At 67.7% G+C, this 15,208-nt stretch carries 13 protein-coding genes and 1 pseudogene; 10 read left to right on the plus strand and 4 right to left on the minus strand.

Annotated elements, in window-relative coordinates; all coding sequences use genetic code 11:
• Positions 1 to 3: 3 nt before the first annotated feature.
• Together hyfB and G3W89_RS33210 are read right to left on the minus strand one after the other, a co-directional pair.
• The gene (hyfB, locus tag G3W89_RS07125; protein WP_162573432.1) at positions 4 to 2,028 is read right to left on the minus strand and encodes a hydrogenase 4 subunit B; all 2,025 of its coding nucleotides are present in this window, start codon (positions 2,026 to 2,028) and stop codon (positions 4 to 6) included.
• 3 nt (positions 2,029 to 2,031) lie between these two features.
• Positions 2,032 to 2,175: a hypothetical protein gene (locus G3W89_RS33210; RefSeq protein ID WP_232076381.1), complete on the minus strand. Its 144-nt coding sequence runs from the start codon at positions 2,173 to 2,175 to the stop codon at positions 2,032 to 2,034.
• A gap of 118 nt (positions 2,176 to 2,293) precedes the next feature.
• On the opposite strand from G3W89_RS33210, the gene G3W89_RS07130 reads away from it, so the two are divergent.
• Positions 2,294 to 2,491 carry a CopG family transcriptional regulator gene (locus tag G3W89_RS07130; RefSeq protein WP_162573433.1) on the plus strand — a complete coding sequence of 66 codons (198 nt, stop codon included), beginning with the start codon at positions 2,294 to 2,296 and terminating at the stop codon, positions 2,489 to 2,491.
• 142 nt (positions 2,492 to 2,633) lie between these two features.
• Here G3W89_RS07130 and G3W89_RS07135 read toward each other — a convergent pair.
• Positions 2,634 to 2,810, minus strand: a pseudogene (locus tag G3W89_RS07135) (LysR family transcriptional regulator); the annotation flags it as partial.
• A gap of 65 nt (positions 2,811 to 2,875) precedes the next feature.
• On the opposite strand from G3W89_RS07135, the gene parS reads away from it, so the two are divergent.
• The 4 genes from parS (at position 2,876) to G3W89_RS07155 (ending at position 6,067) form a co-directional block, all read left to right on the plus strand.
• Positions 2,876 to 3,442, plus strand: coding sequence for a type II RES/Xre toxin-antitoxin system antitoxin (gene parS / locus G3W89_RS07140; RefSeq protein ID WP_232076383.1), 567 nt, complete (start codon positions 2,876 to 2,878; stop codon positions 3,440 to 3,442).
• Positions 3,439 to 3,927: an RES family NAD+ phosphorylase gene (locus G3W89_RS07145; protein ID WP_162573434.1), complete on the plus strand. Its 489-nt coding sequence runs from the start codon at positions 3,439 to 3,441 to the stop codon at positions 3,925 to 3,927. The genes parS and G3W89_RS07145 overlap by 4 nt, the downstream gene beginning before the upstream one ends.
• Before the next feature lie 66 nt (positions 3,928 to 3,993).
• A complete protein-coding gene (apbC, locus tag G3W89_RS07150; RefSeq protein WP_162573435.1) occupies positions 3,994 to 5,085 on the plus strand; it encodes an iron-sulfur cluster carrier protein ApbC in 1,092 nt (363 codons plus the stop codon).
• 10 nt (positions 5,086 to 5,095) lie between these two features.
• On the plus strand, positions 5,096 to 6,067 hold the full coding sequence (locus G3W89_RS07155) for a LysR family transcriptional regulator (protein ID WP_162573436.1): 972 nt from the start codon (positions 5,096 to 5,098) through the stop codon (positions 6,065 to 6,067).
• Between the two features lie 7 nt (positions 6,068 to 6,074).
• Here G3W89_RS07155 and G3W89_RS07160 read toward each other — a convergent pair whose 3' ends face one another.
• On the minus strand, positions 6,075 to 6,548 hold the full coding sequence (locus tag G3W89_RS07160) for a DUF2501 domain-containing protein (protein WP_162573437.1): 474 nt from the start codon (positions 6,546 to 6,548) through the stop codon (positions 6,075 to 6,077).
• Positions 6,549 to 6,732: 184 nt separating this feature from the next.
• Here G3W89_RS07160 and G3W89_RS07165 point away from each other — a divergent pair, with 184 nt between their 5' ends.
• The 5 genes from G3W89_RS07165 (at position 6,733) to G3W89_RS07185 (ending at position 15,174) form a co-directional block, all read left to right on the plus strand.
• The gene (locus G3W89_RS07165; protein ID WP_162573438.1) at positions 6,733 to 8,541 is read left to right on the plus strand and encodes an NADH-ubiquinone oxidoreductase-F iron-sulfur binding region domain-containing protein; all 1,809 of its coding nucleotides are present in this window, start codon (positions 6,733 to 6,735) and stop codon (positions 8,539 to 8,541) included.
• A complete protein-coding gene (fdhF, locus tag G3W89_RS07170; protein WP_162573439.1) occupies positions 8,538 to 11,462 on the plus strand; it encodes a formate dehydrogenase subunit alpha in 2,925 nt (974 codons plus the stop codon). Before G3W89_RS07165 ends, fdhF begins: the two co-directional genes overlap by 4 nt.
• A 225-nt stretch (positions 11,463 to 11,687) precedes the next feature.
• Positions 11,688 to 12,764, plus strand: coding sequence for a glycosyltransferase family 2 protein (locus G3W89_RS07175; protein WP_162573440.1), 1,077 nt, complete (start codon positions 11,688 to 11,690; stop codon positions 12,762 to 12,764).
• Positions 12,761 to 14,314: a glycosyltransferase family 39 protein gene (locus tag G3W89_RS07180; protein WP_162573441.1), complete on the plus strand. Its 1,554-nt coding sequence runs from the start codon at positions 12,761 to 12,763 to the stop codon at positions 14,312 to 14,314. Before G3W89_RS07175 ends, G3W89_RS07180 begins: the two co-directional genes overlap by 4 nt.
• Entirely contained in the window at positions 14,278 to 15,174 is an 897-nt protein-coding gene (locus G3W89_RS07185; protein ID WP_162573442.1) for a ChbG/HpnK family deacetylase, read from the plus strand. Before G3W89_RS07180 ends, G3W89_RS07185 begins: the two co-directional genes overlap by 37 nt.
• Positions 15,175 to 15,208 lie beyond the last annotated feature (34 nt).

The following is a 15,208-nucleotide window of genomic DNA, read 5'->3' on the forward strand; positions in this document are numbered from 1 at the left end:
ACCTCATCGCATCACCACGAGCAACGTGGCCACGAGCGTCAGGAAGCTGTACAGCAGGTACACCGAGATCCGCCCTTGCTGCATGACGCCGATCAGTTGCGCGAGGTACGCCGCCAGATCGGCGACCGGTACGTAGAGCCAGCGCCAGAAGTGATCCTCCACAGTGACGCGATAGCGCGGCCTTGTATCGAAGGGCGTGGGCAGATCGCGTCGCATCAGGAAGAAGGGTTCGAAGATCTGGCGGATTGGCTGTCCGAACCCTTCGGCGGTGTCCTGCATGCGTGCCGTTCCCCACGGGAAGCCGCAGGCCCAGGGGAGGCCGCGACGCACGCGACCGTGGTAAAGCTTCCGCACGAGCAGGAAGGCGAGCGCAAAACTTCCCAGGATGCCGAGCAAGAAGATCGCGGGCCCGTAGCTGGCCTGCGCGAGACCGTTCGGCGCCAACAGCCAGCCGTTGGCTGCCACCTGGGCGGCTAGACCCGATCCGACAAGCTGCTGCGTCACCGGATCGATCAATTGAATGAACTGGGCCGGCAGCAGTCCCAGCGCGATGCAGCCAAGTGCCAGCCACACCATGCCGGTGCGCTCCCAGCGGCCCGCATCGTGGGCCTGGGCGAGCTTTTCCTCTCGCGGCTGTCCGAGGAAAATCACGCCGAAGAACTTGACCATGGTGTAGCCGGCCAGCGCGGCTACCAGGGCGATGAGCGCGGCCACGACCGGAATCAGCATGGTCAACAAGGGCACCGGCAGCCCCGCCGTGAAGAGGAAACTCTGCAGCAGCAGCCATTCGGACACGAAGCCCCCCAGCGGCGGCAGGCCCGCACTGGTCAAGACGCCCAGCAGCGTGAGCCAGGTCACCCAGGGCATCGTTCGGATCAGGCCTCCCAGCTTGCCGAGGCTTCGCTCGGAAGTGGCATGAAGCACACAGCCAGTCCCGAGGAAGAGCAGGCTCTTGAAGAAGGCGTGGCCCGCGACGTGATAGAGGGCGGCCGTCAATGCGAGCGCTGCCATCGGCTTCATGTCGTAAGCCGAAAAAATCAAGGTCAAGCCCATGCCGACGAACAACAGGCCCATGTTCTCGATCGACGAATAGGCGAGCAGCCGTTTCATATCCGTCTGCACTGCCGCGAAGACCACGCCGAACAGGGCGGTCGCCAGGCCGGCCGCCAGCAGCAGGCCGCCCCACCACCACTGGTGCGCATGCAGCAGATCGAAAGACACGCGCAACAGGCCGTAGACGGCGGTGTTCAGCATGACCCCGCTCATCATGGCCGAGACGGGGGACGGCGCCGCGGGGTGCGCCTCTGGCAGCCACACATGCAGTGGCAGGATGCCGGCCTTGGCGCCGAAGCCGAACAAGGCGAGCAAGAAACCGGCGGAGGCCCAGAATGGAGACAAGGCCTGGGCACGCATGTTGGCAAAGGTGTAGTCGCCCGTGTTGGCCTGCAGCACGCCAAAGCACAGCAGGACGGCGATTGCGCCGATTCTCGCCATCGTGATGTAGAGATAGCCCGCGCTGCGCACCTCGGCCATGCGGTGGTTCGCGGTTACCAGGAAGAACGAGGACAGCGCCATCGTCTCCCACATCACCATGAACGAATAGGCGTCGTCGGCAAGGATCACGCCCACCATGCTGACCAGAAAGACGTGGTACTCCAGGCACAGCAGGCCGGGTGGCGTGCCTTCGCCCTTGCGAAAATATCCGGCCGCAAACACGGAGATGCCGGCTGACGCGCCGCCGGTCACCATCAGGAAATAGGCCGACAGGCTGTCCAGGCGGAGATGGAAGGGCAGTGCCGGCAGTCCGATGGGCAACACGGCGACCTCGGGGCGACCGAGCAGTGCGTCCAGGGCCAACCCGAAGAGCGCCAACCCCGATAGTCCTCCGATGGGGAAGAGCACCTGGGACACCAGGCCGAATCGATGCAGGGCGAAGATCCCGATGGTCCCCACGATCAGCCAGCCCATCGTCACAACGAGGATCCAGTCGAGATGGATCCATTGCGCGACGGGAGGCAGGCCGCTCATGACTCAGGCACCGCCGTGCGCGACGTCTCGGGGCAGCTGTCGCGGCATCTGCGACGCCGGCCGATCCTGCAGCGCGCGAAGCCGCTCGAAGGCTTCCTTCCTATGAGGGGCGATGGGCAGAGTCTGGCGCGCAGTTTTGAGCTCCATGGTTCCTCAGCATGGCAATGCAATAGGTACCCGCAGCACATAGTATATGAATGCCATGCGATTCAAGAAGCTCTGGATTGACTTGTATGTACATACAATTAACATATTTGGAGCCATCATGGAGCTCAAGACTGCTCGCCTTACAGTCCTGATTGATCCGGCCAAGAAGCAGGCCTTCGAGGCGCTCTGCGCGCAACAGGACGTGACGCCTTCTCAAGTGGTGAGGCGCCTGATTCGCGACTATTTGACCCATCATGGAGTGACATTCGTGCCTAGCGGTGTTCGGCCGGATGGCAAGAAGGCCCGCGAACGCTGACCCGGCCGAATCAGACGAGAACAAGCTCGCGGCAGCTGCCAAGCAGTGCCTGCGCACCCATCGCACTTCGTGCGTCGAGCGGTCGGGGAGCGTCCAAATGGACCCTCAGGCCTCGCCGGGCACACCGGCCCCCGACGCCATCGTCGATGATCGGCAACACATGGCCGCCGGGTTCGGTGAGCCCGGTCAGGCGCTTGCCGGCACGCACGAAGAGCTCGATGCCGAGTTCTTCCTCGAGTTCGCGGATCTGCCGGCTCACGCCTGGCTGGGAGGTGTGGAGCGTGTGGGCGACCTCGGTGAGAAGAAGACCGGCGCACACGCGGCGGAGCGCGGGGCCGCGATGTCGACCATTTGAGCCATAATTTCTGCTCAATGGAGCAAAACATGACTTCGAAAAAATCGACCGGTGCAGCAAAACCAGGCCCGCAATCGCTGTTTCGCTACAGCGATACCGCCAAGCCCACCGTGGCGCGCGCCAAGGAGAGGCAAGCCTCGGCTTTTGCCGCGAGCAGCAACAGCGGCCGCAAGTATTTCGAGGCGATGTTTCGCTACGCTCCGCTGGAGCGCGTCGAGCTCGTCAAGGCCGGCGTGCCGGCGCAGATGGCTGTGACCGTGGCCAAGGCCATGGGCGTCAGCAAGGACAGCCTCTACCAGACGCTGGGCCTGCCCCGGGCCACGATCGATCGGAAGCTCAAGGACGGAAAGGCCCTGTCCAGGGACGAGTCCTCGCGCGTCCTCGGCATTGCCCGCCTGGTGGGCCAGGCCCAGGCCATCATCGACGAGTCGGGTGAGCCGGCCGGCTTCAATGCGGCCCAATGGGTCGGCCAGTGGCTGGCCCAGCCCGTGGGCGCGCTCGGGGGGCGTACGCCGGGCGAGCTCATGGACACTGCCGAGGGCCAGGCCATCGTGTCCAACCTGCTGGACCGCGCCGTTTCCGGTGCGTATTCGTGACATCCGTCTGGCGCATTGCGGCCGATACCCGGGAGTACACCGCCGACGACATGAGCGGCAAGGGCGCCGAGAAGACCGGCGGCCGCTGGAATCGGGCCGGCAGCCCGGTGCTCTACGCGGCCAGCTCCGTGGCGCTGGCCTGCCTCGAAACCGTGGTGCATCTGAACCTGTCCGGCTTCCCCCTGAACCGCTTCCTGGTCAGGATCGACGTGCCCGACGAAGTCTGGGTCGGGCGCCAGGCGCTGTCGCCCGGCACCTTGCCCGTCGGCTGGAGCGCCATCCCCGAGGGCAGGGTCTCCGTCGAGGCGGGCGACACGTGGCTGTCCGGCGCGGCGTCGGCACTGCTCCTTGTCCCGTCGGTCATCGTTCCCGAGGAATCCAACATCCTTGTGAATCCAAGGCACCCGGACGCCGGCAAGCTCACGGCGACCAAGCTCCGGCCCTGGCTCTTCGACCAGCGCCTGGGTGCCCGCGCTGCCCTGTAGGGTGAACCCGCGGCAGGCGGGCGTCCCCTCGGCACCGCACTAGACTACCCGCCATCAGGAGCCCCCATGACCGTTACACCCCAGGCGCTCGCCGAAGCGCTCAAGACCGTCCTCGACCCCAACACGGGCAAGGACTTCGTCAGCACCAAGTCGCTGAAGAACCTCCAGATCCACGAGGGCGATGTCTCCTTCGACATCGAGCTCGGCTACCCCGCCAAGAGCCAGGTCCCCGCGCTGCGCAAGGCCTTGGTCGCGGCGGCGAAGTCCGTGCCGGGTGTCGAGAACGTCTCGGCCAACATCGTGACCAAGGTGATCAGCCATGCGGTGCAGCGCGGCGTGCAGCTGATGCCCAACGTCAAGAACATCATCGCCGTGGCCTCGGGCAAAGGCGGGGTGGGCAAGAGCACCACCGCCGCCAACCTCGCGCTTGCGCTGGCAGCCGAGGGGGCCAGCGTCGGCCTCCTCGATGCAGACATCTACGGTCCCAGCCAGCCGATGATGCTGGGCATCTCCCGCCGGCCCGAGAGCGAGGACGGCAAGACCATGGAGCCGCTGGAGAACCACGGCGTGCAGGTGATGTCCATCGGCTTCCTGGTCGACCAGGACGAGGCCATGATCTGGCGCGGCCCGATGGCCACCCAGGCGCTGGAGCAGCTCCTGCGCCAGACCAACTGGAAGGAACTCGATTATCTGATCGTCGACATGCCGCCCGGCACCGGCGACATCCAGCTCACGTTGTCGCAGCGCGTGCCGATGACCGGCGCGGTGATCGTCACCACGCCGCAGGACATCGCGCTGCTCGACGCCAGGAAGGGCATCAAGATGTTCGAGAAGGTGGGCGTGCCCATCCTTGGCATCGTGGAGAACATGGCGGTGCACGTGTGCTCCAACTGTGGCCACGTCGAGCACATCTTCGGGGCCGAGGGCGGCAAGAAGATGGCCGAGCAATACGACATGGCCTACCTCGGCGCGCTGCCGCTGGACATCAACATCCGCCTCCAGGCCGACAGCGGCAAGCCGACGGTGGTGGCCGATCCCGATGGCGAAGTGGCGGGCATCTACAAGGCGGTCGCCCGCCGGGTCGCGGTGGGCATTGCCGAGAAGGCCAAGGATTTCTCCGCGAAGTTCCCCACCATCACCGTCAGCAAGAACACGTGACCTTGCCTGCATGAACCTGCTCGCCTCGATGCGCTACCTGGTCGCGCTGAGCGAGCATCGTCATTTCGGCCGCGCCGCGCAGGCCTGCTACATCACCCAGCCGGCGCTGTCGAACGCGCTGCGCGCGCTGGAGTCCGAGTTCGGGGTCGTGATCGTCAAGCGCGGGCGCACCTATGCCGGCCTCACGCACGAGGGCGAGGCCGTGTTGGACGCGGCGCACCGCATGCTGCACGAGAACGAGGTGCTGCAGCAGTTGCTCAAGAGCGAGGAGGCGCACCCGCGCGGCGGCCTGCGCATGGCCGCCGTGCCGACCGCCATCCCCGTGCTCGCGCGCTTCGCGGCACGGCTGCAGGCGCGGCATCCGGGCATCGCGCCGACCGTGCTGTCGATGAGCTCGCTCGAGCTCGAGACCGGGCTGGAGAATCTGTCGCTCGACATCGCGCTCGGCTACACCGAGCGCATGCACCTGCGCGAGGTCAAGCTCACGGCCTGGCCGCAGAGCATCGAGCACTACTTCCTGCTGCGCCGCAGCCCGGAGGCCGAGGCCGCGGCGCTGCGAATCGGCTCGCCCATGGGCTGGGCCGAGGCGGCGCGCCTGCCGCTGTGCCTGCTCACGCCCGAAATGCACAACCGCGCCATCATCGACCAGGCCTTTGCGGCAGCGGGCGCCAAGGTCTCTCCGGCCATCGAAACCAATTCGGTGCTGACGCTCGCGCTCAGCGTCATGTCGGGCGAGGTCTGCGCAGTGCTGCCCGGCGCCATGGTGGACGCGGTGCGAGGCCGGGGCACGCTCGAAGCGCTGCCGTTGGTGGCGCCGGAAGTGCGCACGCCGATCGGCTTCATGACGCAGACGGCCGTGCGGCCCTCGCGCGCGCTGGAGGCCGCGCTGGCCATGCTGCAGGAGCCGGCCTGGCGCGCCGAGGTCGCAGCACACAGCGGCTCGCTCGGCGCGTCCGTCGGCGCCCCTTCCCCGGCAGCCTGAAACCCGGCTAGACGAGCGATTTCGCGTTGTCGAGCACGTAGTCGCAGGCCCGCGTCTTCAGCTTTGCGCCCACGCTCTTGAGATTGAGCGAAGTACCGTCGCTGCCTTGCAGCAGCCCCTTGCTCCCGTTGGCGAATCCGGTCTGCTGCGCCTTGTTGCCCGTGACCATGCCGAGCAACTTGTCCTTGATGCCGCCGGCCGCGTCACTGCTCAGGTAGTTGTTCTTGATGCAGTACTGCAGCACACCGGCTGCATTGCCCATGCTGCTTGCGCCAATGGCGGGCATGGAAATGCCCAGGCTCTTGGCGAGCGCGGCTCCTGCGGCTCCGGTTCCGCCCGCATTGCCCGCGGCGCTCGCCTCCGACCCCGAGTTCGCTCCGCCCAGCTTGTCCTTGAGCGCGTCGAGCATCTGGTTCTGGGCAAAGCTCGACTGCGCGAGAGCCAGCAGCGCGGCAGCGGCCACTATCGATGGAAAGTGCATGACGTCTCCTGCGGAGCCTGGTGCCCCATCCGGGTCAGGATAACCCGGAAAGGCCGCTTGGGCCGCCCACCGCTGGTGGCCTTCATTTCCAAATTGAATCACCCGATGTGTGGATTCAATTTGCCAAGCGTCGCGGGGCGCTCCACAGTGCAGCCGCGGCATTCCGCCGTCGACGGCCGAGGCAATGAACCACCCAGGCACCCAGAACGAGATCCAGGCGATTCCTCTCGCCACCCCCGACCAGCTGCGCGAGCGCATCCGGCGCAAGAGCAAGCTCAAGGGGCGTCAGCCCGAGGCCGAGGCGCTGCGTGAAGTGCGTGAACTCATCGGCCCGAAGCCTGACGCAGGCTGGCGGCGCGACCTGCTGATCGAGCACCTGCACCGGCTCAACGATGCCTGCCTCGGCCTGCACGACCGGCATCTGGTGGCGCTGGCCTCGCTCACGAACATTCCGATGGCCGAGGTCTACGAGGTCGCGACCTTCTACCACCACTTCGAGATCCTGCGCGGCGACGAACAGGCACCCGGCCTCACGATTCGCGTGTGCGATGGCCTGGCTTGCGAGCTGGCCGGGGCGCAGGACCTGCTCGCCCGCCTGCCCGCCCTGCTGGGCTCGGCGGGCCGTGACGACGTGCGCGTGATCGCGGCGCCTTGCATCGGCCGCTGCGAGCAGGCGCCGGCCGCCGCGGTGCACCACCGCGCAGTGCCGATGGCGACCCCTGAAAAGATCCTCCAGGCACTGGAATCGGCGCCCCCGGCGCGCGAGACCGGGCATTTCGTGCCCTCCGCCTTTGCTGAAAAAAGCGTGACGCCGCCGCTCGATGCGGTGCAGACGCTGCCGCCCTTCACCGACTACGGCACCTACCGCGCCAACGGCGGCTACGCGCTGGCGGCGGCCCTGGTCAACGGCGAGCAGGACACCGAAGCCGTGATCCAGGCGATGGAAGACTCCGGCCTGCGCGGTCTCGGTGGTGCGGGCTTTCCGGCGGGGCGCAAGTGGCGCATCGTGCGCGAGCAGCCCGCGCCGCGGCTGATGGCCGTCAACATCGACGAGGGCGAGCCCGGCACCTTCAAGGACCGCGCCTACCTCGAGCGCGATCCGCACCGTTTCCTCGAGGGCCTGCTGATCGCGGCGCAGGTGGTGGGCACCGAAGCCTGCTACGTCTACCTGCGCGACGAATACCACGACTGCCGCGCGTTGCTGCAAGCCGAGCTGGCCAGGCTCCAGGCCGATCCGCCCTGCGAGCTGCCGCGCATCGAGCTCAGGCGCGGCGCCGGCGCCTACATCTGCGGCGAAGAGTCTGCAATGATCGAGAGCATCGAGGGCAAGCGCGGCGAGCCCCGCATGCGCCCGCCCTACATCGCGCAGGTTGGCCTGTTCGGCCGGCCCACGCTGGAGCACAACTTCGAGACCCTCTACTGGGTGCGCGACATCGTGCAGCGTGGCCCCCAATGGTTCAGCGGCTTCGGCCGCCACGGGCGCAAGGGGCTGCGCAGCTTCAGCGTGAGCGGGCGGGTGAAGCAGCCCGGCGTCAAGCTCGCGCCCGCGGGCATCACGGTGCAGGAACTGATCGACGAGTACTGCGGCGGCATGCTCGACGGCCACCAGCTCTACGCCTACCTGCCCGGCGGCGCCTCCGGCGGCATCCTGCCCGCGCGCATGAACGACATCCCGCTGGACTTCGACACCCTGCAGCCCTACGGCTGCTTCATCGGCTCTGCCGCGGTGATGGTGCTGAGCCAGCACGACAAGGCGCGCGACGCGGCCCGCAACGTGATGCGCTTCTTCGAGCATGAGAGCTGCGGCCAATGCACGCCGTGCCGTGTCGGCACGGCCAAGGCCGCGGCGCTGATGGAGGCCCCGGTGTGGGACCAGGCCCTGCTGGAGGATCTGGCGCAGGTCATGGGCGATGCGTCGATCTGCGGGCTCGGCCAGGCGGCGCCCAACCCGATCCGCTGCATCCAGAAGTACTTTCCGCAGGAGATCGAATGAACGCGCCCGCCAAGCTGAACGAACTGATGCCCCAGACGGTCGAGTTCACGCTCGACGGGCGGGCCGTCCAGGCCTTCGAGGGCGAGAGCATCCTCCAGGCTGCCGAGCGGCATGGGGTCGAGATCCCGCGGCTTTGCTACAAGGAAGGGATGCGGCCGGATGGAAATTGCCGCTCCTGCGTGGTGGAGTTGAAGGGCGAGCGCGTGCTGGCGCCGAGCTGCTGCCGCCATGTGACCGCCGGCATGGAGGTCCAGGCGACGAGCGAGCGGGCCTTGAAGAGCCAGCGAATGGTGGTCGAGATGCTGCTGTCCGACATGCCCGATGCGGGCTACAAGTGGATCGATGCGGGCGTGGCGGAGGCCCGCAGCCCTCTCCCGCTTGCGGGAGAGGGCGGGGGTGAGGGCCAATCGGTCGGCCAGCACGGCGAGCTCAGCGACTGGGCGCAGCGCCTCGGCGTCCAGGTCCGCCCGGCCCTCAAGGCCCTGCGGCGGGAACAGCCCGCCGCCGACAACTCCCACCCCGCCATGGCCGTCAATCTCGACGCCTGCATCCAGTGCAACCGCTGCGTGCGCGCCTGCCGGGAGGAGCAGGTCAACGACGTCATCGGCTACGCGCTGCGAGGGGCCAACTCGAAGATCGTCTTCGACTTCGACGACCCGATGGGCGACAGCACCTGCGTGGCCTGCGGCGAATGCGTGCAGGCCTGCCCCACGGGCGCCCTCATGCCCAAGAGCCATATCGGCTCGCAGCAGGTCGATCGCCAGGTCGATTCGGTCTGCCCCTTCTGCGGCGTGGGTTGCCTGATCACCTACAACATCAAGGACGAGAAGATCGTCAGCGTCGACGGCCGCGATGGCCCGGCCAACCATGGCCGGCTCTGCGTCAAGGGCCGCTTCGGCTTCGACTACGCGCACCATCCGCAGCGCCTCACCCAGCCCCTGATCCGCAAGCCCGGCGTGCCCAAGGGCTTCGACGACGCCCCGCGCCCCGGGGACTGGCACGACGTCTTCCGCGAGGCCAGCTGGGAAGAGGCCCTCGAACTCGCGGCCGGCAAGCTCAAGGACCTGCGGGACACGCATGGCAACAAGGCCCTGGCTGGCTTCGGCTCCGCCAAAGGCAGCAACGAGGAGGCCTACCTGTTCCAGAAGCTGGTGCGCACCGGCTTTCGCAGCAACAACGTCGACCACTGCACGCGCCTGTGCCATGCCTCCAGCGTCGCGGCCCTGCTCGAAGGCGTGGGCTCGGGCGCGGTGAGCAACCAGGTCAACGACGTGGAGCATGCGGACCTGATCTTCGTCATCGGCTCCAACCCGACCGCCAATCACCCGGTGGCCGCGACCTGGATGAAGAACGCAGCCAAGCGCGGCGCGAAGATCGTGCTGGCCGACCCGCGCGTCACCGACATCGGCAGGCATGCGTGGCGCACCCTGCAGTTCAAGGCCGACACCGACGTGGCCATGCTCAATGCGCTGATCCACGCCGTCATCGACGAGGGCCTGGTCGACGAGGCCTTCGTGCGCGATCGCGCCAGCAACTTCGAGGCGCTGCGCGAGAACGTGAAGGGCTACAGCCCCGAGGCCATGGCGCCGATCTGCGGCATTCCGGCCGAGACGCTGCGCGAGGTCGCGCGCGCCTTCGCCACAGCCAAGGGCGCGATGGTGCTGTGGGGCATGGGCATCAGCCAGCACGTGCACGGCACCGACAACGCGCGCTGCCTGATTGCGCTGGTCACCGTCACCGGCCAGATCGGCAAGCCCGGCTCGGGCCTGCACCCGCTGCGCGGCCAGAACAACGTGCAGGGCGCGAGCGATGCCGGGCTGATTCCGATGATGTTCCCCAACTACCAGCGCGTCGACGAGCCCGGTGCGCATGCATGGTTCGAGAACTTCTGGGGCATGCCGCTCGACGAGAAGCCCGGCTACACGGTCGTCGAGATCATGCACAAGGCACTGGCGCCCGATAGCGACCCGCACAAGATCCGCGGCATGTACATCATGGGCGAGAACCCCGCGATGAGCGACCCGGACCTCAACCACGCCCGCCATGCGCTCGCGAGCCTGGAGCACCTGGTGGTGCAGGACATCTTCATGACAGAGACCGCGTGGCTGGCCGACGTGGTGCTGCCCGCGAGCGCGTGGCCCGAGAAGACCGGCACGGTGAGCAATACCGACCGCATGGTGCAGTTGGGCAAGCGGGCGCTGAATCCGCCGGGCGATGCGAAGCCCGACCTCTGGATCATCCAGCAGATCGCGCAACGCATGGGCCTGTCGTGGAACTACGAGGGCGAAGAATCCGGCGTGGCCGCCGTCTACGAGGAAATGCGCCAGGCCATGCACGCTGCCATCAGCGGCATCAGCTGGGAGCGTCTGCAGCGCGAGTCCAGCGTGACCTACCCCTGCCTGAGCGCCGACGACCCGGGCCAGCCGACCGTCTTCATCGACACCTTCCCGACCGCGGACGGCCGCGTGAAGCTGGTCCCGGCCGACATCATCCCGGCCGACGAGCGGCCCGACGTGCAATACCCGTTCGTGCTGATCACGGGCCGCCAGCTGGAGCACTGGCACACCGGCAGCATGACGCGTCGCGCGACAGTGCTCGACGCGCTGGAACCCATGGCCACGGCCTCGATGAACCAGGGCGACCTCGACGCACTGGGCCTGCAGGCCGGCGACGTGATCACCATTCGCTCGCGCCGCGGCGAGGTCGCGATTCACGTGCGGCGCGACGACGGCACGCCGAAGGGGACGGTCTTCGTGCCTTTCGCGTACTACGAGGCCGCAGCCAACCTGATGACCAACGCGGCCCTCGATCCGCTGGGCAAGATCCCCGAGTTCAAGTACTGCGCCGTGCAAGTGCTGCCCGGCGGAATGCCGATGGCCGCGGCGGGATACGGGACAGGAGCGGTAAGCGCGCCTCGCTGAGGCCCGCCGCGCGCCGGCAGCCGGGTCGCAAAGCTGAAGACGATGTTCAGCTTGGCTTCACAACGCCCGCCTAGAGTTTCGGCCATGCGACAGATTGCGCGGCCTGGGTGCCTTCCGGTATGAAAGTCACTCGACCTTCTTCCATTTCGGGCATGGCTGCGGGCTTCCTCAAGCCCGCCCGCGGCTGGCGGCCGTTGGCAGCGCATTCGCATGGAGCGCAACCTCATGAACCGCTCTCAGGCCATACCGCGTGAATCTGTCGGCCTCGCAGGCCGCGCCCCTCTCGTCGCGGCATCCGCGCCAGCGCCCGCACCCGAGCTGACGCTTGATTCACACCCGAGCGCTCCCGCATCGGCACGGCGCGGCATCTCCTGCGTCATCCCCTGCTACAACGAGGGCCCGAACCTCAACGCACTGCTGTCGAGCCTGGAGGAGACCCTGTGGTCCACACAACTTCGTTGGGAGATCATCGTGGTCGACGACGGCAGTACCGACAACACCGTGGCCGCGGCCGAGCCCTGGTGTCAGCTCTCGGGCTTCCGCTGCATCAGCCTGTCGCGCAATTTCGGCAAGGAGGCCGCGCTCACCGCTGGCCTGCAGGCTGCCCGCGGTGATGCGGTCGTGCTTCTCGACGGCGACCTGCAGCATTCGCCCGCGCTGATCGCGGAAATGGTGCGGCATTGGCAGGAGGGCGCCGAGGTGGTCTACACGGTACGGCAAGAGCGGACCGACGAGCACGCGTTCAAGCGCCTGGGCACGCGCCTGTTCTACAAGCTGGTAAACGCCTCGCAGCGCTTCGAGCTGCCCGAGGACGCGGGCGACTTCCGCCTGATGGACCGCAGGGTGGTCGACGCCCTGATGAGCTTGCCGGAACGCACGCGCTTCATGAAGGGCCTGTACGCGTGGGTCGGCTTCAGGGCAGTGGCGCTGCCCTACACCCCGAGCCCGAGGGGCCAGGGCGAGAGCAGCTTCAACACCGCGCGCCTGCTCAGTCTCGCCATCGACGGGCTGACCTCTTTCACCACCTGGCCATTGCGCATCGTCAGCATCGTGGGGCTGCTGCTGGCGCTGCCGGCCCTGGTCTACGGGATCTACCTGATCCTGGAGCACATTCTGGTGGGCAACCCGGTGTCGGGCTGGACCACGATCGTGGTGAGCCTGATGTTCTTCATCGGCATCCAGATGATCTCCACCGGCATCGTCGGGGAGTACGTCGCGCGCATCTTCGTGGAGGTGAAGGGCCGTCCGCTCTACGTGGTGAGGAAGGTTCTCGGCCACGGCCTGGACGCGCCGCAGCCATGAAGGGTTTGCCCGGCATGTTCGGACCGGCACGGGCCGGCGTGGCGCTGGTGTGCCTGTTCGCCTGGCTCGCCGCGACTGCGTGGCTGCGTCCCTTGATGTCGCCGGACGAAGGCCGCTACGTCGGCGTGGCCCTGGCGATGCTGCGCTCCGGCGACTGGGTCGTGCCGCGCCTCGATGGGCTGCCCTTCTTTCACAAGCCGCCCCTGTTCTACTGGATCAGCGCGGCCGCGATGGGCGCGCTGGGTGTCTCCGAATGGCCGGCGCGGCTGCCCTCGATGATCGGGGCGACGCTGGCGGCGGGCGGCCTTTTCCTGTTCCTGCGCCGCTGGGCCGACCCGGGCCGCGCCGCCCTGGCCACGGTGGTGCTGGTCACCATGCCCTTTTTCTACGTCGGGGCGCAGTTCGCCAACCTGGACATGCTGGTGGCAGGCTGCATCGCGGCCACGCTGCTGTTCGCGTCCCATGCGGCGCTGTCGAAGATGAACGGCGGCGCATGGCGCGCAGCCTTGGCGGGGGCCTACGCTTTCGCCGCGCTGGGTGTGCTGGCCAAAGGCCTGATCGGCCTGGTGCTGCCCGGGCTCATTTTTCTCGGCTGGTGTGCACTGATCCGACGGCCCCGGCTCGCCGCGCTGATGGTGTGGCTGCCTGGCTGGGTGCTGCTGCTGGCGATCGCCGTTCCCTGGTTCGTGGCGGTAGAACTGCGCCATCCGGGGTTCCTCGACTACTTCATCGTGACGCAGCATTTCCGTCGCTTCACGAGCTCGGGCTTCAATGGAGCTCATCCCTTCTGGTTCTACCTGCCGGTGGTCGCGCTACTCACGCTGCCCTGGATCGTGTGGCTGGCCGCTGCCGTTCGGCCGGCGAGCGGCACGCAGGCGCCCCGCTCCGAACTTGATTGGCTCATGGTCATCTGGTGCCTGGGAGTTCTTTTCTTCTTCTCGGTGCCGAGTTCGAAGCTTGTCGGCTACGTCCTCCCGGCGCTGCCGCCCCTGGCATACCTGATTGCGCGGGCGGCACTGGGCTCTCCCCGCGGGCCCGTGGCACTGCGCCCGACCGCCATCGTGGCCGCCGCCCTGTGCATCGCTGGCCTCGTGTGGATGGCCGCGCAGCCCGCGCCTGCGGGCGACCGCCTGCGGCTTCCGCCTGGCGAAGCGGTAGGGCCCTCGGACCAGGTGCTGATGCTCGGTGCCTATTACTACGAGCTGCCCTTCTATTGGGAGCTGCAGCGGCCTGCGCTGGTGCTGGCCGAATGGCATTCGCAAGCCGTGGCGCAGCGCGATGACTGGCGTCGGGAGCTCTACGAGGCCGGCCGCTTCGACCCTGCGCGCAGCGCGGCCCTTCTGGTCGATCTGGGGAACGTGAGAGAAACCCTGTGTGTGCCGCAGGCGAGCTGGCTGATCGGCAGCTCGAGCGCGCCGGCAGTGCTGCCGTGGCTTGCCAAGGCCCACCTCGTCGCGGTCAACGGGGACACCGCCGTCTGGCGATTCGATGGCAGCGCGGCGGCGGGGGAGGATTGCCTGCAGCAGCCGGCGAGGCCCGCGTCTCCATGACGGTCGACGGGGACCGATTCCTCTGCATCTGCGCGGACGACTTCGGCATGAGCGAGGGCGTCAACGCCGCCGTGCTCGCGCTGCTGGGCCGCAGCCGGATCTGCGCGGCATCCTGCATGGTGCTGCGCGGCGCGTGGGCGGCGGGATCGCGAGCGCTGCGTGCCATCGACCCGTCACACGGCGCGGAGTTCGGCCTGCACCTCGAAGTGGGGCGGCCGCCTTCGGATTCGCCAGCCGAGCCGCCGCTTCGCAATCTCCTTGCTGCCAGCTACCTGGGCCTGCTGCGTCCCGGTGCGGTGCGGGACGATGTCCGCGAGCAGCTGGCCCGGTTCGAGGACGCGCTGGGGCGCCCGCCGGCCTTTGTCGACGGACACCGGCATGTGCACCAGCTCCCGGTGGTGAGAGAGGTTCTGGTGGAGGAGATCGCATCCAGATACGGTACGGCGGCCGCACCCTGGATCCGCAGCACGGCCCCGGCGACACACGGCGGCTGGACGCCGACCAAGGCCGACGCCATCTTCGCGCTCGGCGGCCGGCGGATGATCGCGCTCGCGGCCGAGCACCGCATTCCTGTCAGCCGCAGATTGCTCGGCGTCTACGGATTTGACGGCAGCTTGGAGGCCTACCGGGAACGCCTGGCCGACTGGATCGGCAACTGCCGCAGCGGCGATGTGCTGCTTTGCCACCCGGCGCTCGATCGCGTCCCCGGGGACCGCATCGCCGCGGCGCGGCAACGCGAGTACGCGGCGTTGGAGGCGCTCGACTTTCCGGTGCGAACCAAGCGCGGCAGCGTCTTCCTGCGACCCCTCTCGCTCCAGCCGCTCGCCGCTGCCGGTCCCGAGTGCAGCCCACTGCCATGAGCCAGGCGGCGCCTGTGCAATGCCCGATATCTCC

The sequence above is a fragment of the Variovorax sp. PBL-H6 genome (assembly GCF_901827155.1).
Classification (GTDB): Bacteria; Pseudomonadota; Gammaproteobacteria; order Burkholderiales; family Burkholderiaceae_C; genus Variovorax.